The following is a 21,425-nucleotide window of genomic DNA, read 5'->3' on the forward strand; positions in this document are numbered from 1 at the left end:
TTCTGTACAGCGGCAGCGGAGAGCGATGGTTATCCTGCTGCGCGTCACCAACGAAGGTGGAGATCGCGTGAGCTCGATGACGTCCTCGCGCAGCGTGGTGCTGCGGGAACCGATCGCCCAGTCCTGGCGGCGTGCCTCGCTCGCCGGGGTTCGTCCCGAAACCGCGCTGCTCGGCATGCGGTTCGAGGAGGTCGACCCGGCCAGCAAGCTGCTCGCGGCGGCCGCGCCGGTGCTGGCGGACCTCGACGAGCGGCTCGCCGGAACCGCGATGTCCACTGTGCTCGTCGACCACGACGGCAAGCTCGTCCACCGGTGGAGCGCGGACCGCGCCGCCGAGAACTGCTTCGAGCAGCTGGGCATCGGGGTCGGCGCCTGCCTGCTGGAGGACGAGGTCGGGACCACCGGACCGGGCACCGCGCTGGAAACCCGGTCGAGCATCGTGGTGCACGGGGAAGAGCACTACGCCGAGGCGCTGCGCGGGTTCAGCTGTTACGGGCATCCGATTTTCCATCCGGTCACCCGCAGGCTGGAAGGCGCGCTCGACATCACGCTCCTGGCCGCCGAGGCGAATCCGCTGCTCGCGCCGCTGGTCGCGAAGGCTGTCGAGGAGATCGAACGGCAGTTGCTGGAAGGCAGCCGGGTGTCCGAACGGTCGCTGCTCGCCGCGTTCCAGTCGACGTCCCGCCCGACCCGGCCGGTGGTCGCGATCGGCCCGGATCTGTTGCTGTGCAACCAAGCCGCCGCGGACCTGCTGGAAGGAGCGGATGTCGCGCTGCTGTGGAACCTGGCGGGCGAGGCCGTCGGACCGTCCGAAATGGAGACCGAACTGCGCTCCGGCCAGCGCGCCCGGGTCCGGGCCGAACCAGTGCCCGGCGCCAGGGGCGGGGTGCTGGTCGAAATCCGCCCGCTGGCCGCGACCGAGGTCCGGCGGACGCGGCGGCTCGTTCCTGCCGCGCCCGGTCCGGTGGCCGGGCACGTGCACATCTCCGGCCCGCCCGGGACCGGCCGCACCACCGAGGCCCGGCTGCGGGTGCCCGAGGAACCGTGCACCACGTTGACCGGCTCGGAAGCCGTGCTCGGCGGGTCGGCGGCCTGGGCCGCGAGGTTCACCGCCGCCGTCGAGACCGCGTCCGGCAGCATTTGCGTCGACGGCGCGGACCTGCTGCCCGCCGAACTGGTCGACCTGGTCGCCACCCACGCCGCCCGCGGCGTCCGCCCGCACCTCGTGCTGACCACCGGCCCGCGCGAGGGACTGACCGGACCGGAGCGGGCGCTGATCGCGTCGTGCGGGGAGAACGCCGAACTGCTGCCGTTGGCGCACCGACCGGACTTTCCCGAGGTCGCGGCCCGGATGCTGGCCGAACTCGGTGCCGCGCGGACGCACAACATCACGCCCGGCGCGCTGCGGATCCTCGGCTCGTACGACTGGCCGGGAAACCTGCCCGAACTGCGCGGCGTGCTGAGCCAGGCGATCCGCAAACGCTCGGCGGGCGCGATCGGCCCGGGAGATCTGCCGCCCGCGCTGGTGGCTGACGCTTCGGGACACGAGCTGGCACCGATCGAACGGGCGGAACGAAACGCGATCGTCGCGGCCTTGCGGTCGGCCGGCGGGAACAAGGTCCGGGCGGCTAGCACGCTGGGCATTTCGCGGACGACGTTGTACGCGCGGATGCGGGCGTTGAAGGTGCTGGGTTAATCAGCGGTAATGGCCGGGTGATTGCCCGGTCCACCGGCGGAATGCTCGTCGGAATGCGCTGGCCTCGGAGAAACCTAGGCGGCGGGCCAGTTCTTCGATGGATTCGTCGCCGCGGCGGAGGCTCGCGATCGCGGCGCCGCGGCGGACTGCGTCTCGGATTTCGCCGATCGACGTCTTCTCCGCGCGCAACAACCGGCGCAGGTGCTGGGCGCTGATCCCGAGCCGTCCGGCGCGGTGGTGCCTTGTTCGACGATGGCACGGACCTGGTCCGCGTGGGTGGAGCCGTAGTCGCGGGTGGCGAGCCAGGCGTCCGGCTGGTCGTCCAGGAATTCGGCCAGTTCGGCTTCGCTGCGGATCACCGGGGCGGGCAGGAGTCCGCGGTCGAAGGCGAGGATCAGCGAGTCCGCGTCGAATTGCGGGTGGCGGCCGAAGATCGCCTCGTAGTGCGGCGCGTGGTCTGGTTTCGGCCACGGCAGCAGCAGTTCGCGCAGGGCGATGCGGGTCGTCGAGCTGACGGACGTCGATTCTCCACCTCGACCAGCGGATCTGTCGTGCGAACGGCCACGGCGGGCATCCCGGGCAAGACCTCGGCGGCTTCTTCCAACCGGTGCAATGCGGTGCGCAGATCGGGCGAGGGGGCCACCGACCGGACTACCAGCCGGAACAGTCCGCGCGGGGCTCGCGGGCCGAGGGCGAAGAGTCCGTCGTCGGTCCGCAGCCACAGTTCGCGGGTCAGTTCCGAGACCTGCCGGCGGGTGACGCCGGTCCGGTCGGGCCGGATCCCGAGGCGGTGCAACAGCGCGGGGACGTCGAGGTTCCGGCGTTCGCCGATCCGCGCCAGCCGCTGGGCCAAGGCGTCCAGAACCGCCGGGTCGTCCACGGTTCAAGGCTAGCTGGCGGTTAACCGGCGGTTTCCACCCGATCGGGTGACGGGATCCGCGCGCCGAGCAGCCGCTCGGTCTCCGCCCAGAGCCACGCGCCCAGCTCCGGATCCCGGCTGGTCGGCACCGGCTCCTTGCGGCGTCCCCGAGCGCGGCAACCGCCCGGTGCTTCAGGCGTTCGCCAGGCGCAGGCGTTCCGGTGCCTGCTCCCGAAGCGCGGCACCGCAGATCGGCGGGTCGTCGTGCAGCGCCTCCCATCGAGCGTTGTGCGCGGCTGGCCACAAGCTCGCCGCCCACGCGACTTCCTGTTCGGCCGGCGAGAACCGGCGGCCGCGGAAGTCCTGATAGGACTCCAGGAACATCGCGGAACTCTCGACGGGTGCCAGCGTCGGCGGGGTCGTGCTCGCGAACATTCCGCTCGCTGCGCCCGCCAGGGCTGCTTCCGGTTGCCATGCCAGGCTGTCCCAGTCGTGTACGGTCCAGCCGTCGTTGATATCCCAGCGGAGGTTCTGTGCTTCGAAATCTCCGTGGCCGAGGACGTTCGGGAGCTCGGCGGCGAGCAGACGGCGTCGGGCGCGGTCGGCGGTTTCGGTTACCTCCTCGGGGACAAGACGCTGGTCTCGTTCGTCCAGGAAGCCGATTGCCGGCCATAGCCCGGGGTCACGGTGATCCCAACGCAGCCAGCGGGGGTTCGGCAGCGGCGGAGTGACGGAGATCCCGCCGAGTGCGGTCAGCAGCAGGGCGAAGACCTCGGCATAACGGGTAGCTGCCTCCGGCGAGCCGCCCTGGATTACTTCGCCGCCGGGGCGGTATTCCTCGGCGTGCACGGCCAGGGACCCTACGGAGATGACCGGCGTCAGCGGGCGTGCGCAAGGGAAGTCCAGCGCAGACAGCTGAGCTTGCGCCGCGACGCACGAGTCGGCGCGACCGTCGTCCGGGCGGGCTTTGAGCACGATCTTCCGGCCGTCGGCGAGTCGGAGACCGTGCACTGTCGAGACTTGCCGTGCCTCGAACAGCACGCCGACTGGTGCGGTGCCGAGGTGAGTCAGGCACCAATCAGACAGCCATTGCTCCAACTATCCGACCCCCGGTGCGGTAGTGCGTCGTTCAGTGGACCGGCGTTCGATGGCTTCCGCGACCCCGTCGATCGCCTGTCGGATCATCGCACCGTATCCGTCATCGGCCAGCGCGTCCTGGCGTTCTCGCGCGGCCGCGATCTGTTCCGCTGCGGCGGAGAACGAGCCGAGGCGGCGGAAGTTGTCGGCCAGGTTCAGGTGCAGTGACGGGTAGAAGCCCGCGATCCCGAGCCCGGCGGAGTGGGCTTGGACGTCCTCGTCGGTGACCGTCGCGGCGGCGTCCAGCGCTCTGATATCCCAGACCAGTGCCTCTGCCGGGTCAGCGAACAGATCTGCTTGGTAGTGCGCAAGAACGCAGCGATAGAACGGATCGCCGCCCGGGCCGAGTTCGTCCCACAGTTCCTGCAGCCGCGCCCGCGCGGCGTCCGTCGCGCCTGATCGGCCTTGCGTAACCGCGGCGGTGATCTCGGCCATCGTGTCCGTCATATGGCAGCTCCTTTCACTGGCATGGCAAGGGTGGTCAGATCGCCGTCGTCGGCGGAGCGCACGACGACTGGCAGGTGCGGGCCCGCGACGTCCAGCATCACGTCCGGGCCGACGGCGGTGCTGATCGCCGGGTGCAGCGTGCTTACGGCGAAGGAGAGCGAGATCGGCGGGCCGGTGACGTCGGCGGGGATTGCTTCGGTGCCGACTGTGACTGCGGCGGCGGAGAGGTCCAGTCGGATCTGCGGGGTGTATTGGCGCTCCAGGCATGCCACGAGCGCGTTGCGAGATATCACGGCCCGCGTAAGGACTTCTGGCAGGGACGCGAGCATCAGGCGGTAGTCGGGGAAGTCGTCGGCCAGCGTGCGGCAGGTTCGTACCCCGTCGCCCTGGAAGGAGATCTCGTCGGCGCGGAGGCTCAGGTGCAGTTCGTGTTGACGGCGGGTCCACGGCATTGCGAGCCGCAGGTCGTCGGCGTCGGCGGTCGCGGTCCAGGTGGACGCGCTCGGCTCGGCTGGGACCAGCGTGCGGGTCGAGAGGCGGTACCGGTCGGTGGCGGTGAGCACGATCGCCTCGGGGGAGACTTCCAGGTGCACGCCGTTCAGCACGGGGAGGTCTTGCGTTGTCGCGGTCAGCACCTGCTCGATGGCGGCGGTGAAGACCGGGCCGGTGAGCCGGACCGGCGGTGCTGGCGGTGGGGAGCCCAGCGTGGCCTTGACCGCCGCGGCGGTTTCCCGGGCTTGCTGCACCTGAGATGCCAGCCCGGCGACGTGGTCGTCGATGATCCGCGAAGCTTCGGCGGGGTCGGCGGCGAGGACCGCGCCGACCCGTTCCAGCGGCAGGCCGATCTCCCGCAACCGCCGGACGAGCAGTGCGGCCGAGACCTGGCCGGGGGAGTAGTAGCGGTAGCCGGATTCCTCGTCGACCCGGATCGGTCGTACGAGGCCGGAATCGGCGTAGAAGCGCAGCGCGCTGGCGGTGAGGCCGCAGCGGCGGGCGAACGCTCCGATGGTCAGCAGGTCGGGCACCCGCCCATCATCAGGCTTCAAGCAGCTTGAAGGTCAACCCGCGGCGCTGTGATCACGAGATTGTGCTAGTACAGACGAATGAGTGACCCGATCGACGAGGCGGCGTTGTCTGGCGGGACGGCCGCTGAGATCGCACTGTCGGTCGAGAGGGCCATCTCCGCCGGACGGCTGGCGGCCGGCGCGCGGTTGCCGACCGTGCGCGGACTCGCCGCGCGGCTCGCGGTGAGCCCGGCGACTGTCAACGCCGCCTATCGGACGCTGCGCAACCGCGGTCTGGTCGCAGCCGCTGGCCGCGCGGGGACTCGCGTGCTGGAACGAACCGCGCCGGCCAACCGGGCGCTCGGTGCGCCGGTCGGGCCGGGCGTGCGGGACCTTGCCGACGGCAACCCTGATCCCGCGCTGCTCCCGCCGTTGCGGCCTGCGCTCGCCAAGCTGTCCGGAAGGCAATGGCTCTACGGCGAAGCTGGCGCGCTGCCCGCGCTCCTGGACTGGTTCCGTCTCGACTTCGAGCGCGACGGCCTCGCCGCCGAGCACCTTGCGGTCGCCGGTGGCGCGATGGACGCCATCGAGCGAGTGCTGCAAGCGCACCTGTGGCCCGGCGACGCGGTGATCGTCGAGGATCCGGCTTTCAGCGGCGTCTTGGACCTTGTGGCCGCGCTGGGATTGCGTCCGATCGCGGTACCGGTCGACGACGACGGTCTGCGCGCGGACCTCCTGCAACGCGCGCTCGAACAGCGTCCGGCGGCGTGCGTCCTCACGCCGCGAGCGCAGAACCCGACCGGGGCCGCGCTCAGCCCGGAACGTGCTGCCGAATTGCGGAAAGTGTTCCAGCGCCACGAAAACGTCCTGCTGATCGAGGACGACCACGCTGCCGCCATCGCTGGCACGGAACCGGAAACTGTTGCGGGGAAAGGGGAGTTCCGGCACTGGGCGGTGATCCGGTCGGTGACCAAATACCTCGGGCCGGACCTGCGGCTCAGCGTCGTGAGCGGCGATCAGTTCACCGTGGACCGGGTGCTCCGGCGACAGCAGGTCGGCGCGGGCTGGGCGAGCCGTCTCCTCCAGGAACTGGCCGTGACGATCCTCCTCGATCCCGCGACGCCCAAGCTGCTCACCACGGCCTGCGAGACCTACCGCGAACGGCGGCGCGTCCTCGCGGATGCGCTGGGGCGGCGGGGTATCACGTTGTCCGGCCGATCCGGATTCAACGGCTGGATCCCGACTCCTGCCGAGGGTGCGGTGGCACAGGCGCTCCTCGCGCGCGGCTGGGCAGTGCGCACCGGGGAGGCGTTCCGGACGAACGTTCCGCCGGGCCTGCGGGTGACGTTCGCGAACCTGTCACCTGCGGAAGCGGAGGACTTCGCGGCGACACTGCACTCGATTTCGCAGGGCGACGGGCGCGGTTATCCTGCCTGATTGCTCGCTTGCTCGGCGACCAGCCAGCACAGGCAGAAGGGGTGCCCGGCCTACACCTGGAAGTCGTCGCCGGACGGATTTCCTTCGGCCTGCTTCAGCACAGTGGCACCGAGAGCCATGACGTGATCGTGGGCTTCGGCGAAATCTTCGGCCCACAGATCGAGGTGCACCTCCTGCTTGGTCGGCCCCCGGCCACTCTGGCCCTGAACGCGCTCTCCGCGGCGAGATCTGCCGCGTCAAAGACGACGACCTGGTATCTCACCCGCAGCCCGGCAACATACCGCGGTCAGACCCGGTCCAGAAGCTCGCGCAGCCGAACGATGTCCTCGGTTCGCGTACGCCAGCTGATGACGCACACCCGCAACGCAGGCCGTCCCGCGACGCGGACCGGGCTCACCCACGCGGAGCCGGTGGCGTTGACCCGATCCGCGAGATCGCTGTGCCACCGCCAGGAGTCCGCCGGATCGGCCGGTGCGTCCGCGCGGGTCACGCACACGATCGGCAGCGGCGTGTCATTGATGGCGAGCCAGCCCGCGCTGGTGAGCTGATCCCGCAGATCCTGCCCGAGCGCCGTGTCGTGCTCGATCTGGTCGCGGTAGCCGGAAACCCCGTATGCCAGCAAGCTCAGCCACAGTTTCAGCCCGGTGAACCGCCGCGACCACTGATTGCTCGTCGTGTACGGATCGGCGGTGTCGTCCACTCGGCCCGGCATGTACGAGGTCGACACGGTGAACGACGAGCTCAGCTCGGCCCGGTCGCGGGTGAAGAACATCCCCGCGCCCATCGGCACTGACAGCCACTTGTGCGCGTCGACGGTGATCGTGTCCGCGCGTTCGATCCCGGTCAGGACCCCGTGCAGCCGATCCGACAGACAGACGGCTCCGCCCCACGCCGCGTCCACATGGAACCGCAGCCCGGCCCCGGCCGCGAGATCGGCGAGGCGCGGCAACGGGTCGATCATCCCGGCCCCGGTGGTCCCGGCCGTGGCCACGACGAGGAACGGTGCTTTGCCGTCCCGCCGGTCTTCGGCGAGCAGCATTTCGAGCGCGGCGACGTCCATCCGGCCGCTCGCGTCGGAAGGCACCAGGCGGCACGCGTCGCGGCCGAGCCCGGTCGCGTGGGCGATTTTCAGCCAGGCCAGGTGGGAATCCGCACCGGCGTAGAACACCGGTGCCGCGTCGAGAGCGCGCAGGCCACCGGTGCTGTACTCAGGAAACGCGTGGGTGAGCGCGGTCAGCACCGCGGTCGCGTTGGCCTCCGCGCCGCCGCTGGTGAAGTGGCCGCCCGCGGTGGCCGGGAGGCCGAGCCGTCCGGAGAACAGGTCGATGCACCGCTGTTCGGCCTCGACCGCGAACGGTGCGTGACTCCACGCGGCGAGCTGCGGATTCACCGCCGCGGTGATGAGGTCTCCGACGACGCCCGCCCACGTCGCGGACGGGTTGAACAGCCCGAAATACCCCGGGTGGTCGGTGTGCACGGTCCAGCGATCGAGCGCGGTGAGCACCTCCGGGACGGCTTGCGCAAGGTCTTCCGGCTTCTCCAGCGGGTAGTTCTCAAGCCAGGAGCGGATTTCCGCCGCGTCCGCGCTCACCGGGCTCGCCGGGCGTTCCGGGCGCGTGCGCCACCCGTCGACCAGCTGATCCACCACGCCGTGCAGCAGCTTTGCCGCCGATTCCGCGTCCGTCGCGACCCCGCCGCGGTCCTGCTCCCTCGCCATCAAGCCACCCCCAAATTGTGCTAGTACGTAACTCGTTTTGTACTAGCTTGAGATGAGGCTAGGTGGCCCGGAACAGGGCCGCAAGAAAGCAATTCCGGCCAGTTGTGGCCCGATTCGTGCGCTAGGCCTGGGCGAGCGCGTCGTCGATCGCGGCGTCCAGGAATGCGAGGGTGTCGCGCCGCCGGGCGAGGGGATTCCGGTAGCTGCGACACCCTTCCGCGCCTCCGGTGCGCAAGCTCAAGCTTTCCGCGATGATGCGCTGCCATCGCGCGTCGAATTCCCTTGCGGCATAACGCCCCGCACCACTCTTGGAGGTCAGTTCCCCGGTGGCCACCAGATGGTGCAGCCGGCTCACCCCGAGCACTGCCCACACCGGGAACAGCGGGCTCATCCCGACCGCGAGCGGCAACGCACGGGCGCGCCGGTTTTTCTCCCACCACGGCCGCCAGTAGCTGCTCAGGTTGTCGACTGTGAACGCGCGCAAGGCATCCCGATCCGCCCACACGTCCACATCGGACGGTTCGGGCCCGCGCAGCGCGATCCCGCGGGTGGCGAGTTCGCAGAACGTCACCGGGTTCAAGCCGTCCCGGCCCGCCGCGGTGAACCGGTTTTCCTGCGCGCACGGAACGTCCGGACAGTCGTCGGGCCCGGCGGCGAGGTCGGCCCAGGTGAGCACGGAGCCGTCGAAATGCGGCTTCGGAAACCGGTCGACGGTGGCGGCATGAGCCTGCGCCAGCGCCGAGATCTCACCCGGGCCCGGACGTCGATCAGCGACCGCGACGAAGTCGATGTCGCTGGCCGTGCTCAGCCGCCCGCGTCCGGCGCCGCGGGCGTGGAAGTCGCCGAAGCAGACCGAGCCGACCAGGTAGAAACCGGTCACCAGCCCGGGCGCGGCTCGGTCCACAGTGGACAGGAACAGGTCGGTGCTTCGGCGGACTTCCGCTGGGATCTCACTCGGCACGCCTGCCACGCTACCGAGTCACGAGAGTTCGGCGGCGGCCCTCGCCAGGTCGTCGACGCTGCCGGACATGACCGTGCGGACGTGCTTCGTGAGGTGGTCCAGCGGCCAGTCCCACCACGCGATCGCCAGCAGCCGCTCGACGTCCTCGTCGCGGTACCGGCGGCGGATCAGCTTGGCCGGGTTGCCGCCGACGATGCCGTAATCCGGCACGTCGTCGACCACGACCGCCCCGGACGCGACGACCGCGCCGTGCCCGATGCGGACGCCCGGCATGACCATCGCCCGGTAGCCGAGCCAGACGTCGTTGCCCAGCACCGTGTCGCCGCGACCGGGCAGGCCGGTGATGGCGTCGAAGTGTCCGGCCCAGTCGCCGCCCATGATCGGGAACGGGAACGTCGACGGCCCGTCCATCCGGTGGTTGGCGCCGTTCATGATGAACCGCACGCCCTCGCCGAGCGCGCAGTACTTGCCGATCACGAGCTTCTCCGGCCCGTAGTGGTACAGCACGTTGCGGGTCTCGAAGGCGGTCGGCTCGTCCGGGTCGTCGTAGTAGGAGAACTCGCCGACGTCGATGAGCGGCGACGTGACCAGCGGTTTCAGCAGCACCACTCGCGGCTGCCCGGGCATCGGGTGCAGGACGTTCGGGTCAGGGTAAATGGGTCTCTCCTCGTGGTGACGGGTTCAGCGGCGGGCGGCGGCGGACCCGAAGCCCAGCCAGGTGTGCCGGTTGCCCCACCAGCACCAGCCGACCTTCGGGGCGTTGCGGCGCTCGCTGCCGTCGCGGCCGGTGCCGTTGCTGATCCACAGCGCCGGCGTGCGGGTGTCGAACTTGCCGTTCTCCTTGCGCAGCCGGGAGCCGATGGTCATGAAGCAATGATTGCGCTCGAGCGCCGACGGCTGCTGCAGCACCCAGTGGATCCCCTCGGTGAGCAGCAGCGGACTGCGCCCGGCCTTGGTGATCGCGGGCAGGGCTTCCTCGGGGCTCCAGTTCGCCATCTCGTCGCCGCGGTCGATTCCGGTGACGAGGTACAGCGGTGCGTCGGGCAGATCGATGTCGCGCGGCGCGAACTGGTCGACGTCCGCCATGTCGGTGACGACGAACCCGGCCTTTCCTTCGCGACGCAGCAGCGGCGCAAGCGCCGACGCGGGCGCCCGGTCCGGGTGGACCGCCAGCAGCGCGCCGTCCGCGGCACTGTGCTCCGCGGCGAAGCCACGCAGGTCACCGGCGGGGAGCTGGGCGATCTCCGGCACTCCCAGCGCGATGAGGTGGTTCGCCTGGTCCGCGAGCGACGGAAGGGCAGCGATCGACAAGTGGTTCTCCTTCGGGTTATATTTACGTCGATAGTAAAAGTATGCCGAGAGTCAAAACGGGTGTCAAGGTAAAATTACGTCGGAGGTAAGTTCTTGATGGATGTGGGCCTGCGGGAAGCCAAGAAGCAGGAGACGCGCCGGCTGATCTCCGACCACGCGACGCGGCTGTTCCTGGAGCAGGGCTTCGAGGAGACGACGATCGCCCAGGTCGCGGCGGCCGCACGGGTCGCGAAGAAGACGGTGACCAACTACTTCGCCCGCAAGGAAGACCTGGTCCTCGACCATCAGGACGAGTTCGTCGCGACCCTGGCGGCCGCGGTGTCGTCGCGCGAACCGGGGGAGTCGGCGCTCGCGGCGCTGCGGCGGGCGTTCGAGGCGGCGGTCGCGGCGAAGGACCCGGTGGTCGGGTTCGCCGGGCTGGAGTTCAGCCGGATGATCGCCGAGAGCCCGACGTTGTCCGCGTGCCTGCGCGGTCTGCACGAACAGCGGGAACGGGCGTTGGCGCAGGCGCTGGCGGACGCGGTCGGCAGCCCCCGCACGGACATCACGGTCCGCACGGCGGCCGCGGTGCTGGGAGCGGTGCACCACAGCCTGTTCGAGCGGATCGAGGAGCTGACGCTGGCCGGACGGCCCGTCGACGAAGTCGCGGCGACGGTCGAGGCGGAGGCGGCGCGGGCGTTCGACCTGCTGGAACCTTCGCTCGGGAACTACGCGGTGGCCTCCGCGCCGTCCTAGGCGACGTCCGTCCGAAGAAGTTTTTCCCTGCGATGTCGATCCGCGCGCACCCCGATCGTCGCTTGAGTGAGACGACCGGAAAGACACCAGGGGAGACAGAAATGAGCGCCGGACGACGCGAGTGGCTGGGCCTGGCGGTGCTGGCCCTGCCGACCGTGCTGTTGTCGCTGGACATGAGCGTGCTGCACCTCGCGGTTCCGCACCTCGCCGCGGACCTGCGGCCTTCCAGCACGCAACTGTTGTGGATCATCGACATCTACGGCTTCATGATCGCCGGGTTCCTCGTCACGATGGGCACCCTCGGCGACCGGATCGGCAGGCGCAAGCTGCTGCTGATCGGCGGCGGCGCGTTCGGGCTCGCGTCGGTCGCGGCGGCGTTCTCGACCAGCCCGGAGATGCTGATCGCGGCGCGGGCCGTGCTCGGGATCGCCGGGGCGACGCTCATGCCGTCGACGCTCGCGTTGATCAGCAACATGTTCCCGAACCCCCAACAGCGCGGCACGGCGATCGCGGTGTGGATGAGCTGCTTCATGGGCGGCATGGTGGCCGGCCCGGTCGCGGGCGGGTTCCTGCTGGAGCATTTCCGCTGGGGTTCGGTGTTCCTGATGGGCGTGCCGGTGATGGTCCTGCTGCTCGCGACCGCGCCGAAGCTGCTGCCCGAATACCGCGACGCGAGTGCCGGACGCCTCGACCTCGCCAGCGTCGCCCTCTCGCTCGCCGCGATCCTGCCGGTCATCTACGCGCTCAAGGAAATCGCCAAAAACGGTCTGTCCCTGACCGAAATCGGCGTGCTCGCCGCGGGGCTCGCGGTCGGTGCGGTGTTCGTTCGGCGGCAGCAGCGGCTGGAGCATCCGCTGCTGGACCTCCAGCTGTTCCGGGTGCGCGCGTTCAGCGCGGCGGTGGCGATCATGCTGGTCGGCGCGGTCACCATGGGCGGGGTGTTCATGCTGGTCAGCCAGTACCTGCAGATGGTCGCCGGGCTGAGCACGGTCGACGCGGGGCTGCTGCTGGTCCCGCAGGCGCTCGCGGTGGTCGCCGGGTCGACGATCGCGCCGCGGCTGGCGCGCCGGTTCCGGCCGGAATTCGTGCTGGGCTTCGGAATGCTCGTCGCCGCGGGCGGGATCCTGTTGTTCACGCTCGCCAGCGGGTCCGGCGGGGTGGCTTTCGTGGTGCTGGGCATGTCGATCGCCAGCTTCGGCATGGGGCCGCAGGGCGTGCTGTGCACCGAAATGGTGGTCGGTTCGGTCCCGCCGCAGCGGGCCGGCGCGGCTTCGGCGATGTCGGAGACCAGCGCGGAATTCGGGATCGCCATGGGGATCGCGGTGTTCGGCAGCGTCGCTACGGCGGTGTACCGCGACCAGATCGCGCTCCCGTCCGCCGTGCCCGCCGCGGCGGCCGCACAGGCGACCGACAGCATGGCCGGTGCGATGGAGGCGTCGGCGACGCTGCCCGGCGCGACGGGCGAACAGTTGCTGGCCACGGCGCGCGACGCGTTCAGTTCGGGGCTGCACACCGTCGCCGGGATCGGGGCGGCGATCGTGGTGGTGTTCGCAGTGGTGGGAATGGTCGCGCTGCGGCGTTCCCCGGCGGCGGCGAAGACGGAAGAGCCGGTGCCAGTCGCGTCGTAACCTATTGCGCGGTCAGGGTTTTCCCGTGACACGACTGCGGGCCGGTGCTCTGGCCGAGCTGAACGCTCGGCGGGAACACCGGCCCGCAGTCGTGAGAATCAGGGTTTCCGCGCGACGCCGACCGCCACGATCCGCTGCGCGACCGTCGGCTCGCCCAGCAGCGGGCCGTCGGGCCACCATTCGACCACCGGCACGATTTCCGCGGGTTTGTTCGGCCCGCTCGGAATCAGCTCCAGGTCGTGGAACAGAGCCTTGATCTCGGCGCGGGTGCGGGACGAGACGTCCTTCATCGATCCGTTGTGGACCGATTCGATGATGCCCTGCACCGCTTCGTCGTCCTCGGAACCGTCGTGGGCGTCGAGCAGGTGCGAGATCGCTACGTACGAACCGGACGGGAGCCGGTCGATGAATTCCTTCGTCACCTTCGCCGGAACCTCGCGGTCGCCGGTCTGGTGGTGCAGCGCGAGCAGGAACAGGACCGCGATCGGCTGGTTCCAGTCGAGGTGCTCGTTGACCGTCGGATGGTCGAGAATGCTCGGCGGGTCGAAGAAATCCGCCTGGATGTATTCGGTGAATTCGTTTTCGTCGAGCAGCGCCCGCCCGTGGCTGGCCACCACCGGGTCGTAGTCGACGTAGACGACCTTCGCCTGCGGGTCGGCCCGCTGCACGATCTGGTGCACGTTCTCCGAGGTCGGCATGCCGGAACCGCAGTCGATGTACTGCCGGACGCCCGCGTGGTAGGCGAGGAACCGGCAGATCCGGGTCATCAGGTGCCGGTTGACCCGCGCGGTTTCCGCGATGTCCGGCATCACCCTGGCGGCTTCCCTGGCGACCTGCCGGTCGATCTCGTAATTGTCTTTCCCGCCCAGCAGATAGTCGTAAACGCGGGCGGCGCTCGACTGGTTCGGGTTGACCCCCGGCGGTGCGTTGACTGCGTCGGCCACGACGCGTACCTCCCGCGTGTTGACACGGTGATAGATGCCGTACCGAGAGTAGCGGACTCGCCCCAGACCGCGAAACCGGTTCGGCTATGTCTCCAGGAGGGCGTGTTTCACCGCGCTGATCAGCTTTTCGAGGACAGGTTCCGCCGCGCCGAAGGTGAGCCGGACGTGGGTGTCCGGGGCGTGCAGATCGGCGCCGCGGATCGCCGTGACTCCGTTGCGCAGCAAAGCCCGGTCGATGTCTTCCGGAGTGTCGCCGAGGCGGCCGCAGTCGGCGAGCAGGAACGCGCCGCCGCCGGGGCGTACCGGGGCGGGCAGGCCGCTGGCCGCGATGCCGTCGCACACGAGGTCGCGTTTTCGCTGATACGTCGAACGCTCGCGGTCGAGCCATTCTCGCGGCCCGGTGAGCGCGGCCGTCGCCGCGTACTGCGCGACCGCGCCGCAGCACACGGCTTCCCATTGAAGGCGGCGTTCCATCGCGTCGACGATTTCCGGCGGCGCCAGCACGTAGCCGATCCGCCAGGTCGCGAGCGCGTAGTACTTGCTGAGGCTGGTGACGGTGATCAAGTGCGGCCAGACCTCGGCCAGTCCCTCGATCGGATGGTGTTCGTTCCGATCGAAGGCGAAATGCCGCCACGAATCATCGGAGATCACGAGAAGTCCGTGGCGGGCGGCGAGGCCGACCACCGCGGCGATGGTTGCGGCATTGGGGAGGTAGCCGGTGGGATTGACCGGATTGCACAGGAGAATGGCACGGCTGCGGGGCGTCACCGCGGCGGCCATGCCGTCGAGATCGAAGGTCCAGTCCTCTCGGGACGGGACATACGCGGGCACCGCGCCGGATTCGCGGATGGCGCCGTCGAAGAAGTATGTCGGGGTCGGCACGATCACCTCGTCGCCGGGCTCGAGGACGGTGCGCAGCACAAGGGAAAGCCCGTGTTGCGCGCCGTGCGTCACCAGCAGCCGGCGCTCGGGGTCGATGTCCGGGCCCAGTTCCGCGGCGATGGCCGACCGGAGTTCGGGAAGGCCCCGGCTGTCGCGCGGGTCGGGTTTGTCCATTGCCCGCAGGACCGCGTCGCGCACGTGCCCGGGCATCGGCAGGACCGGGGCTCCGATGAGCGGAAGCATCGGGACGCCGGTCCGGCGGGCCCGGTCGCGAGCGCTCAACGCGCCGAGCGCCGGGACGTCGCGGGAGGCGGGGAGAACCGTGGAGGTCGAGCTGCTTCGCGGCATGAGAACAGCTTCCCACACTGAGATATCAGTGACAATAGTAGATATCTTTTAGGAGGCCTGAAGATGCTCTCGTGCCATATCAACCAGCAGTACTGGTATTCTGAGCGGGTGTCCGACATCCACGACGTCCTCTCCGGCGCGCCGCACATTCCCGCGTTGCTGCTGGTCGGCAAAGACGAATCCGGCCTCGACCGGACCAGTCAGGCCTACCGGGCGATCCGGCGCCAGATCATCGATCTGACGCTGCGTCCCGGCAGCAGTTTCACCGAGACGTCGCTCGCGCAGCAGTGGCAGATCAGCAAGACGCCGGTGCGCGAGGCGCTCGCCCGGCTGCGACGCGACGGGCTGGTCAGCGCATTGCCGCGCGCGGGCTACGTCGTCAGTTCGATCACGTTGCAGGACACCGGCGATCTGTGCGGCCTGCGGTCGCTGCTGGCCGGCGAGGCGGCTGCCGAAGCGGCGCGCAACGGCATCTCGGTGCCGGCGCTCGAACGGCTCGAAATTCTGTCGAAGATCTCGTCCGATTACGTGGCGGGCGAGACGGAACTCGACGACTGGCTGCCGGTCGGGATCGAATTCGAGGCCATCATGGCCCATTTCAGCGGCAACAACCGGCTCGTCAAATCGCTCGTCGACGTCCTCGACGAACTGGAACGCGTGCTGCGGCTGGTGCTGATGATCGCTCCGGACGTCGCGAGCCCGCCGGGTGAACTGCGCGCGATTTTCGAGAGCCTGTGCGAGCGTGACGCGGAAGCAGCGCGTGCCTCGATGCAGGCTCGGTGCGAGCGGGTGCGCCGCGACGTGCTCCAGGTGCTGACCAAGAGCACGTCGGTCAGCCGCGCGAACATCGAAATCCCGCTGAATTGACCGGTGCGGCCCGGGGAGCGCGTTCTCCCCGGGCCGCGATCCGGTCAGACCGCGGTGGGGAAATGCAGGCTCGCCGCCTCCGGCGATTCCGGCCAGCGACTGGTCACGGCCTTGGCGCGGGTGTAGAAAGCGACGCCCTCGGGACCGTGCATGTGGTGCGCGCCGAACAGCGACTGCTTCCAGCCGCCGAACGAGTAGAACGCCATCGGCACCGGAATCGGGACGTTCACGCCGATCATCCCGACCTGCACCGACCGCTGGAACTGCCGCGCCGACCGGCCGCTGCCGGTGAAAATCGCGGTGCCGTTGGCCCACTCGCTCGCGTTGATCAGGTCGATCGCCTCGGTCAGCGAATCGACGCGCACGACCGCGAGCACCGGGCCGAAGATCTCGTCGCGGTACACGCTCATCTCGGGGGTCACGCCGTCGAAAAGCGTTGGCCCGACGAAGAATCCGTCCCCGTCCACGGTGCTGTCCCGTCCGTCGACCACCAGTTCGGCACCCGCGGCGGTCCCTGCGTCGAGGTAGCCCTTGACGCGCTCGAGCGCTTCCGGCGACACGACCGGTCCCATCTCGGACCCCGGCGTCAGCCCCGGGCCGACCTTGATGGCGCGGGCCTTTTCGCCGATCAGCTTGACCAGCGGCTCGGCCACATCACCGACCGCGACGGCGACGGAAATCGCCATGCACCGCTGGCCGGCCGATCCATACGCGGCGGAAACCAGGTGCTCGGCAGCGTTTTCGAGGTCGGCGTCGGGCAGGACGACGGCGTGGTTCTTCGCGCCGCCGAGCGCCTGCACGCGCTTGCCGTTCGCGGTCGCGCGCTCGTGCACGTACCGCGCGATCGGCGTCGAGCCGACGAACGACACCGCCGCGACGTCCGGATGGTCCAGCAACGCGTCCACCGCGACCTTGTCGCCGTGCACGACGTTGAAAACTCCGTCGGGCAGCCCCGCCTCGGCGTAGAGTTCGGCGACGAAGCCGGCCGCGGAAGGGTCGCGTTCGGACGGTTTGAGCACGAACGTGTTGCCGGTCGCGATGGCGATCGGGTGCATCCACATCGGGACCATGGCGGGGAAATTGAACGGCGTGATGCCCGCGCACACGCCGAGCGGCTGCCGGAACGAAAAGAGGTCGACGCCGGTCGAGACCTGGTCGGAGTATTCGCCTTTGAGCAGGTGCGGGATGCCGCAGGCGAAATCGATCACCTCCAGGCCTCGGACGAGTTCGCCTTTCGCGTCCTCGAAAACCTTGCCGTGTTCGGCGGAAACGATCCGCGCCAGTTCGTCGAGGTGTTTCTCGACCAGGGTGCGGAACGCGAACATGAGCCGCGCCCGGCGCATGACCGAGGTGTCTGCCCAGTCCGGCAGCGCGCTGCGCGCGGCTTGCACCGCGGCGTCGACGTCGGCGGGCTCGGCGAGCAGCACGGCGGCTTGGCGCTCGCCGGTCGCGGGATTCCACACCGGCGCGGTCCGGGTCGAATGACCGGTGGTTTCCCGGCCGCCGATGCGGTGTCGGATGATGGGGTGCACGAGGGAACTCGCCTTCTGGTCAGGGGGTGAGGCAGCATCGGCCGCCGATGCTGAGTGCTGGCAAGGGTTTTCGGCGTGGACAGCTCAGACGATGAGGTCGCCGCCGTTGATGTCGATCGCGGCGCCGGTGATGTAGGCCGCGCGGTCGGACGCGAGGAACGCGACGAGTTCCGCGACCTCCCAGGGCAGCCCGGCGCGCGGCACAGGGAACGATCGGGTGGCTTCGTCGAGCGCGGCCGCGGAAAGCAGGCCGCGGACCATCGGGGTGTCGATCAGGCCGGGACAGACGGCGTTGACCGTGATCCCGTCCGGCCCGTAGTTCTTCGCGAGGTGCCGGGTGAGGCCGAGGACGCCGTGCTTGGCCGTCGTGTAGTGCGCGCCGCCCGCGGTGCTGATCGTTTTGCCCGCGGTGGACGAGAAATTGACGATCCGGCCCCAGCCGCCGGTCCGCATCGCGGGCAATGCGCGCTGGCAGCACAGGAACGTCCCGTGCACGCTGACCGCGAGCACGCGATTCCACTCGGCTTCGGTGATATCTTCAAACGGCGTCGGTGGTGCGATACCGGCCGCGTTGACCAGGATGTCGAGCCCGGTGTGGCCGGCCAGCACCGCGTCGAACGCGCGGCCGACCCGATCCGCGTCGGTGACGTCCACCGCGATCGACTGAAGCCGTTCTGCCGGGACCGACAGCGTCGCCGCCAGTTCCTCGACGTCGCGCGCGGCCGGGTCGAATACCGTGACTGTCGCGCCCCGGCTGGCCAGCGCGTGCACTGTCGCCAGGCCCATGCCGCTCGCGCCGCCGGTCACGATCGCGACCCGGCCGGCGAGTTCGCGGCTGTCGGTGCTGGTCGGAGCGCGGAGGCCGTCGACGGTGCTCATGCGGCCGCCAGCAGGCCGCGGACCCGGCCGAAAGCGGCGGCTGCCTGTTCGAGGTGCTCCCGCGTGTGCGAGGCCGAGACCTGCACCCGGATTCGCTCTTCCCCAATCGGGACAACTGGATGAGAGAGCGCGAAGACGAGAACGCCTTCCCGTCGCAGCGCCGCTGCCATCTCAACCGCGAGCGTTCCACCGCGCAGCATCACCGGGACGATCGGGTGTTCGCCGGGCAGCACCTCGTACCCCAGATCCCGCAGCGCGGCGCGGAGCCAGGAAGTGTTGGCGGCCAAGCGTTCCCGCAGCTCCGGGCGGTGAGCGGCAAGGTGGATCGCGGTCAAGGCGGCGGCTGCGAGCGGAGGAGCCATCGCGTTGGTGAAGATGTAGGGCCGCGAAACCTGGCGCAGGGTTTCGGTGACCGCGCGCGGACCGGCGACGAAGCCTCCGGCCGCGCCGCCGAGTGCCTTGCCGAGCGTTCCGGTGACGAGGTCGACCTCATCGCGGAGTCCGAAGTGTTCGGCGGTGCCGCCGCCGAGGACCCCGGTCGCGTGCGAATCGTCGACCAGCAGCACCGCGTCGTAGCGGCGTGCCAGTTCGACGAGCTGGGGGAGCGCCGCGAAGTCGCCGTCCATGCTGAACACACCGTCGGTCACGATCAGCCGGTGCCGTGCCTCCGTGCTTTCAGTGAGATATCGCTCCAGCTCGTTGAGATCTGAGTGGGCGTAGACCCGCCGCTGGGCCTGTGCCAGCCGGATGCCGTCGATCAGGCTGGCATGGTTGAGCGCGTCGCTGAAGATCACGTCGTCCGGGCCGAACAGAGCGGCGAAGACGCCGAGGTTCGCGTCGAAGCACGAGCCGTACAACACCGCGTCCTCGGCGCCGACCAGGTCGGCGATGGCCGCTTCGAGTGCACTGTGGACATTCCGGGTGCCGCAGAGCACCCGGCCCGCGGCCACGCCGAGTCCTTGGCCGCGCATCGTTTCCTGGGCCGCGGCAAGGACTTCCGGAGACTGAGCGAGACCGAGATAGTCGTTGGAAGCGAGGTTGACCAGCTTCTCGCCGTCCACGCTCACCGTCGGGCCCTGTGCACCGGAAACGACGAGGTCGCGCCGAGGTCTGCGGCCATCGAGTTCGGTGCGCAGCCGGTCGAGCAACGCCGTGTTCACGCGGTATCTCCGATCCATTCGGTGCAGGACACGACCTCGAATCCCCGGCTGGGAAAGACCTTGTCCAGCAAGAAGTCGTTGACGTCCTGGTCGCCGTCCGCGCATCCGTCGCGCAGCACGGTCACCGGGTAGCCGCGATCAGCCGCGTCGTAGCAGGTGGCGGTGACCATCGCGCTGGTCGCCACCCCGGCGACCGCGAGGTCGCGGACGCCCCGGGCACGGAGCACGAGGTCGAGGTCCGTGCCGGCGAACGCGCTGGCCCGGCGCTTCAGAACGACAACGTCTTCCGCGCTGACCGGCAGTGCGAGTCCGGTTCCCGGCGAACCCTCGTGGAACGCGTCCCCGGCGTCGAAGAACGAGCGGTACAGCGCGCCGCCGGGCAGGTCGGTTCCGTTGTCCCGCATGGCGAAGTGCACGAAGACGACGAGCACGCCGGCCTTCCGGGCCCGCGGCAGCAGGCCGGTGAGCGGCGGCACGACCTGGCGGGCGAACGGGTAGCCGTCCGTGATGCCCCGCTGGATGTCGCCGACGATCAGTGCAGTGGTCATGAAAGGTTCCCGTCCAGTCGTTCCATCCGCCGCCCCGTGGTGAGCAGGGCGGCCAGTCCTGCCGTCATGATGATCGCGATCGCGAGCAGCGCATAGGTGAAACTGCCGGTCGCCGACGCGACCGCGCCGGTGAAGTACGGGCCGATGAACCCGCTGAGGTTGCTGACCGAGTTGATCAGCGCGATCCCGGACGCGGCGGCCGCGCCGGTCAGCCCGATCGCCGGGATCCGCCAGAACTGCGGCATCGCGGTCAGAATCCCGGAGACGCTCAGGCAGACCGCGATCACGAACAGCGTGCCGCTGCTGGTGAACGTCGCGAGCAGCAGGCCGACAATACCGAGCGCCATTGGTATGGCAGTGGCGGTCACTGCAGTACGCCGGGCCGCGAACCGAGCCCACACCAGCAGCGCGAGCAAGGCCACCGCGTACGGGATCGCGGACAGCAAGACGCTGCTGACGTCTCCGGCGCCGCCGATGCTGTGCGTGATGGACCGGAGCATCGTCGGCAGGAAGAACTGGAGCGGGTAGAGCCCGAACGCGATGGCGAACCACGTCACGGCCATGACCCAGACCCGGCGGCTGGTCAGCGCCTCGCGCAGCCCGGAAAGCGCGCCGTGGGCCCGGTGTTCCTCGGCTTCCGCGGCCAGCGTCGCCTCGATCGCCGCCTTCTCGTCGTCGTCGAGCCAGCGCGCGGTGGCCGGGCGGTCGGGAAGGAAGACGAAGACCAGGATGCTGACCACCACCGTCAGCAGACCCTCGACGAGGAACAGCGACCGCCAGCCCGCGATGCCGAACAGTTGCTGGCCCCATTCGAGCAGCGCGGCGGCCAGCGGCGAGCCGATGATCGAAGCCACCGGCGTCATCAGGAAGAACGCCGACAACGCCCAGGACCGCTGGCGGCGCGGGAACCACAGGGTCAGGTAGAGCAGGATCCCGGCGGCGAGCCCGGCCTCGGCGAACCCGAGCAGCAGCCGGGCCAGGTAGAGCGTCGCGGCCGAGTTCACCGCGGCGGTGGCCGCGGTGACCAGGCCCCACGTGATCATGATGCGCGCGATCCACTTCCGCGCGCCGAACCGTCGCAGCGCCAGGTTGCTCGGCACCTCGACGAGGATGTAGCCGATGAAGAACAGTCCGGCGGCGAGCCCGATCTGGCCGGTGCTCAGGTGCAGGTCGCGCGACATCGGGGCGGCGAGGTAGCCGACGTTGGCGCGGTCGATGTAGCTGGCCACGTAGGCGAGGCCGACCAGCGGGATGATCCGGAGGCCCGCTTTCCGCCAGGTGCGCGGTGCGACAGTGCTCCGGCCGGCGGCGACATGGGAACTCATGGCGAAGT

22 protein-coding genes are annotated in these 21,425 nt (G+C 69.7%); 5 read left to right on the top strand and 17 right to left on the bottom strand.

Going from position 1 to position 21,425, the window contains the following annotated elements; translation table 11 throughout:
* Positions 1–76: 76 nt before the first annotated feature.
* Complete coding sequence (locus tag H4281_RS14270) at positions 77–1,696, top strand: sigma-54-dependent Fis family transcriptional regulator (protein WP_237600939.1); 1,620 nt, start codon at positions 77–79, stop codon at positions 1,694–1,696.
* Here H4281_RS14270 and H4281_RS46790 read toward each other — a convergent pair whose 3' ends face one another.
* From H4281_RS46790 to H4281_RS14295, 5 genes are all read right to left on the bottom strand, one after another.
* Positions 1,697–2,167: a helix-turn-helix transcriptional regulator gene (locus H4281_RS46790; protein ID WP_376771868.1), complete on the bottom strand. Its 471-nt coding sequence runs from the start codon at positions 2,165–2,167 to the stop codon at positions 1,697–1,699.
* Positions 2,091–2,576 carry an AraC family transcriptional regulator ligand-binding domain-containing protein gene (locus H4281_RS14280; RefSeq protein ID WP_182891359.1) on the bottom strand — a complete coding sequence of 162 codons (486 nt, stop codon included), beginning with the start codon at positions 2,574–2,576 and terminating at the stop codon, positions 2,091–2,093. Before H4281_RS14280 ends, H4281_RS46790 begins: the two co-directional genes overlap by 77 nt.
* Positions 2,577–2,747: 171 nt before the next feature.
* The gene (locus tag H4281_RS14285) at positions 2,748–3,653 is read right to left on the bottom strand and encodes a phosphotransferase (RefSeq protein ID WP_182891360.1); all 906 of its coding nucleotides are present in this window, start codon (positions 3,651–3,653) and stop codon (positions 2,748–2,750) included.
* Positions 3,654–4,139 (bottom strand): hypothetical protein, encoded by a 486-nt coding sequence (locus tag H4281_RS14290; protein WP_182891361.1) that lies wholly within the window; start codon positions 4,137–4,139, stop codon positions 3,654–3,656.
* Positions 4,136–5,164: a DNA polymerase III subunit beta family protein gene (locus H4281_RS14295; protein WP_237596863.1), complete on the bottom strand. Its 1,029-nt coding sequence runs from the start codon at positions 5,162–5,164 to the stop codon at positions 4,136–4,138. The genes H4281_RS14290 and H4281_RS14295 overlap by 4 nt, the downstream gene beginning before the upstream one ends.
* 78 nt (positions 5,165–5,242) lie before the next feature.
* On the opposite strand from H4281_RS14295, the gene H4281_RS14300 reads away from it, so the two are divergent.
* Complete coding sequence (locus tag H4281_RS14300) at positions 5,243–6,580, top strand: aminotransferase class I/II-fold pyridoxal phosphate-dependent enzyme (protein ID WP_182891363.1); 1,338 nt, start codon at positions 5,243–5,245, stop codon at positions 6,578–6,580.
* 50 nt (positions 6,581–6,630) lie between these two features.
* Here the strand turns inward: H4281_RS14300 and H4281_RS45565 are convergent, their stop codons facing one another.
* The 5 genes from H4281_RS45565 to H4281_RS14325 form a co-directional block, all read right to left on the bottom strand.
* On the bottom strand, positions 6,631–6,750 hold the full coding sequence (locus H4281_RS45565; protein ID WP_237596861.1) for a VOC family protein: 120 nt from the start codon (positions 6,748–6,750) through the stop codon (positions 6,631–6,633).
* 116 nt (positions 6,751–6,866) lie between these two features.
* Positions 6,867–8,297, bottom strand: a complete 1,431-nt coding sequence (locus tag H4281_RS14310) for a pyridoxal phosphate-dependent decarboxylase family protein (protein ID WP_182891364.1) — start codon at positions 8,295–8,297, stop codon at positions 6,867–6,869.
* A 121-nt stretch (positions 8,298–8,418) separates the two neighbouring features.
* Positions 8,419–9,258, bottom strand: coding sequence for an aminoglycoside adenylyltransferase domain-containing protein (locus tag H4281_RS14315; RefSeq protein ID WP_182891365.1), 840 nt, complete (start codon positions 9,256–9,258; stop codon positions 8,419–8,421).
* An 18-nt stretch (positions 9,259–9,276) separates the two neighbouring features.
* A complete protein-coding gene (locus H4281_RS14320; RefSeq protein WP_182891366.1) occupies positions 9,277–9,885 on the bottom strand; it encodes a CatB-related O-acetyltransferase in 609 nt (202 codons plus the stop codon).
* A 54-nt stretch (positions 9,886–9,939) separates the two neighbouring features.
* The gene (locus H4281_RS14325) at positions 9,940–10,569 is read right to left on the bottom strand and encodes a DUF5701 family protein (RefSeq protein ID WP_182891367.1); all 630 of its coding nucleotides are present in this window, start codon (positions 10,567–10,569) and stop codon (positions 9,940–9,942) included.
* Positions 10,570–10,665: 96 nt separating this feature from the next.
* On the opposite strand from H4281_RS14325, the gene H4281_RS14330 reads away from it, so the two are divergent.
* Both H4281_RS14330 and H4281_RS14335 read left to right on the top strand, forming a co-directional pair.
* Positions 10,666–11,304 carry a TetR/AcrR family transcriptional regulator gene (locus H4281_RS14330; RefSeq protein WP_182891368.1) on the top strand — a complete coding sequence of 213 codons (639 nt, stop codon included), beginning with the start codon at positions 10,666–10,668 and terminating at the stop codon, positions 11,302–11,304.
* A gap of 101 nt (positions 11,305–11,405) precedes the next feature.
* The gene (locus H4281_RS14335; protein WP_182891369.1) at positions 11,406–12,932 is read left to right on the top strand and encodes an MFS transporter; all 1,527 of its coding nucleotides are present in this window, start codon (positions 11,406–11,408) and stop codon (positions 12,930–12,932) included.
* Between the two features lie 98 nt (positions 12,933–13,030).
* Here the strand turns inward: H4281_RS14335 and H4281_RS14340 are convergent, their stop codons facing one another.
* Positions 13,031–13,876, bottom strand: coding sequence for an SAM-dependent methyltransferase (locus H4281_RS14340; RefSeq protein ID WP_182891370.1), 846 nt, complete (start codon positions 13,874–13,876; stop codon positions 13,031–13,033).
* Between the two features lie 84 nt (positions 13,877–13,960).
* Complete coding sequence (locus tag H4281_RS14345; RefSeq protein WP_182891371.1) at positions 13,961–15,106, bottom strand: pyridoxal phosphate-dependent aminotransferase; 1,146 nt, start codon at positions 15,104–15,106, stop codon at positions 13,961–13,963.
* Positions 15,107–15,214: 108 nt separating this feature from the next.
* Between H4281_RS14345 and H4281_RS14350 the strand changes: the two genes are divergently transcribed.
* Positions 15,215–15,973, top strand: a complete 759-nt coding sequence (locus H4281_RS14350) for a GntR family transcriptional regulator (RefSeq protein ID WP_182891372.1) — start codon at positions 15,215–15,217, stop codon at positions 15,971–15,973.
* 44 nt (positions 15,974–16,017) lie between these two features.
* Here the strand turns inward: H4281_RS14350 and H4281_RS14355 are convergent, their stop codons facing one another.
* The 5 genes from H4281_RS14355 to H4281_RS14375 form a co-directional block, all read right to left on the bottom strand.
* A complete protein-coding gene (locus H4281_RS14355; RefSeq protein WP_182891373.1) occupies positions 16,018–17,505 on the bottom strand; it encodes a CoA-acylating methylmalonate-semialdehyde dehydrogenase in 1,488 nt (495 codons plus the stop codon).
* An 84-nt stretch (positions 17,506–17,589) separates the two neighbouring features.
* Positions 17,590–18,384, bottom strand: a complete 795-nt coding sequence (locus H4281_RS14360) for an SDR family NAD(P)-dependent oxidoreductase (protein WP_182891374.1) — start codon at positions 18,382–18,384, stop codon at positions 17,590–17,592.
* Positions 18,381–19,544 (bottom strand): glycine C-acetyltransferase, encoded by a 1,164-nt coding sequence (locus tag H4281_RS14365; RefSeq protein WP_312872109.1) that lies wholly within the window; start codon positions 19,542–19,544, stop codon positions 18,381–18,383. Before H4281_RS14365 ends, H4281_RS14360 begins: the two co-directional genes overlap by 4 nt.
* A complete protein-coding gene (locus tag H4281_RS14370) occupies positions 19,541–20,092 on the bottom strand; it encodes a cysteine hydrolase family protein (protein WP_182891375.1) in 552 nt (183 codons plus the stop codon). The genes H4281_RS14365 and H4281_RS14370 overlap by 4 nt, the downstream gene beginning before the upstream one ends.
* Positions 20,089–21,417: an MFS transporter gene (locus tag H4281_RS14375; RefSeq protein ID WP_182891376.1), complete on the bottom strand. Its 1,329-nt coding sequence runs from the start codon at positions 21,415–21,417 to the stop codon at positions 20,089–20,091. The genes H4281_RS14370 and H4281_RS14375 overlap by 4 nt, the downstream gene beginning before the upstream one ends.
* Between the last annotated feature and the right edge of the window lie 8 nt (positions 21,418–21,425).

Source organism: Amycolatopsis dendrobii, assembly GCF_014145675.1.
Classification (GTDB): domain Bacteria; phylum Actinomycetota; class Actinomycetes; order Mycobacteriales; family Pseudonocardiaceae; genus Amycolatopsis; species Amycolatopsis dendrobii.

Bases quoted from the DNA above. Each gene is read 5' to 3' on its own strand.
- H4281_RS14375 (WP_182891376.1), bottom strand. From the start codon at position 21,417: ATGAGTTCCCATGTCGCCGCCGGCCGGAGCACTGTCGCACCGCGCACC.
- H4281_RS14370 (WP_182891375.1), bottom strand. From the start codon at position 20,092: ATGACCACTGCACTGATCGTCGGCGACATCCAGCGGGGCATCACGGAC.
- H4281_RS14335 (WP_182891369.1), top strand. From the start codon at position 11,406: ATGAGCGCCGGACGACGCGAGTGGCTGGGCCTGGCGGTGCTGGCCCTG.
- H4281_RS14290 (WP_182891361.1), bottom strand. From the start codon at position 4,139: ATGACGGACACGATGGCCGAGATCACCGCCGCGGTTACGCAAGGCCGA.
- H4281_RS14300 (WP_182891363.1), top strand. From the start codon at position 5,243: ATGAGTGACCCGATCGACGAGGCGGCGTTGTCTGGCGGGACGGCCGCT.
- H4281_RS14270 (WP_237600939.1), top strand. From the start codon at position 77: ATGACGTCCTCGCGCAGCGTGGTGCTGCGGGAACCGATCGCCCAGTCC.
- H4281_RS14345 (WP_182891371.1), bottom strand. From the start codon at position 15,106: ATGCCGCGAAGCAGCTCGACCTCCACGGTTCTCCCCGCCTCCCGCGAC.
- H4281_RS14320 (WP_182891366.1), bottom strand. From the start codon at position 9,885: ATGCCCGGGCAGCCGCGAGTGGTGCTGCTGAAACCGCTGGTCACGTCG.
- H4281_RS14310 (WP_182891364.1), bottom strand. From the start codon at position 8,297: ATGGCGAGGGAGCAGGACCGCGGCGGGGTCGCGACGGACGCGGAATCG.
- H4281_RS14330 (WP_182891368.1), top strand. From the start codon at position 10,666: ATGGATGTGGGCCTGCGGGAAGCCAAGAAGCAGGAGACGCGCCGGCTG.
- H4281_RS14360 (WP_182891374.1), bottom strand. From the start codon at position 18,384: ATGAGCACCGTCGACGGCCTCCGCGCTCCGACCAGCACCGACAGCCGC.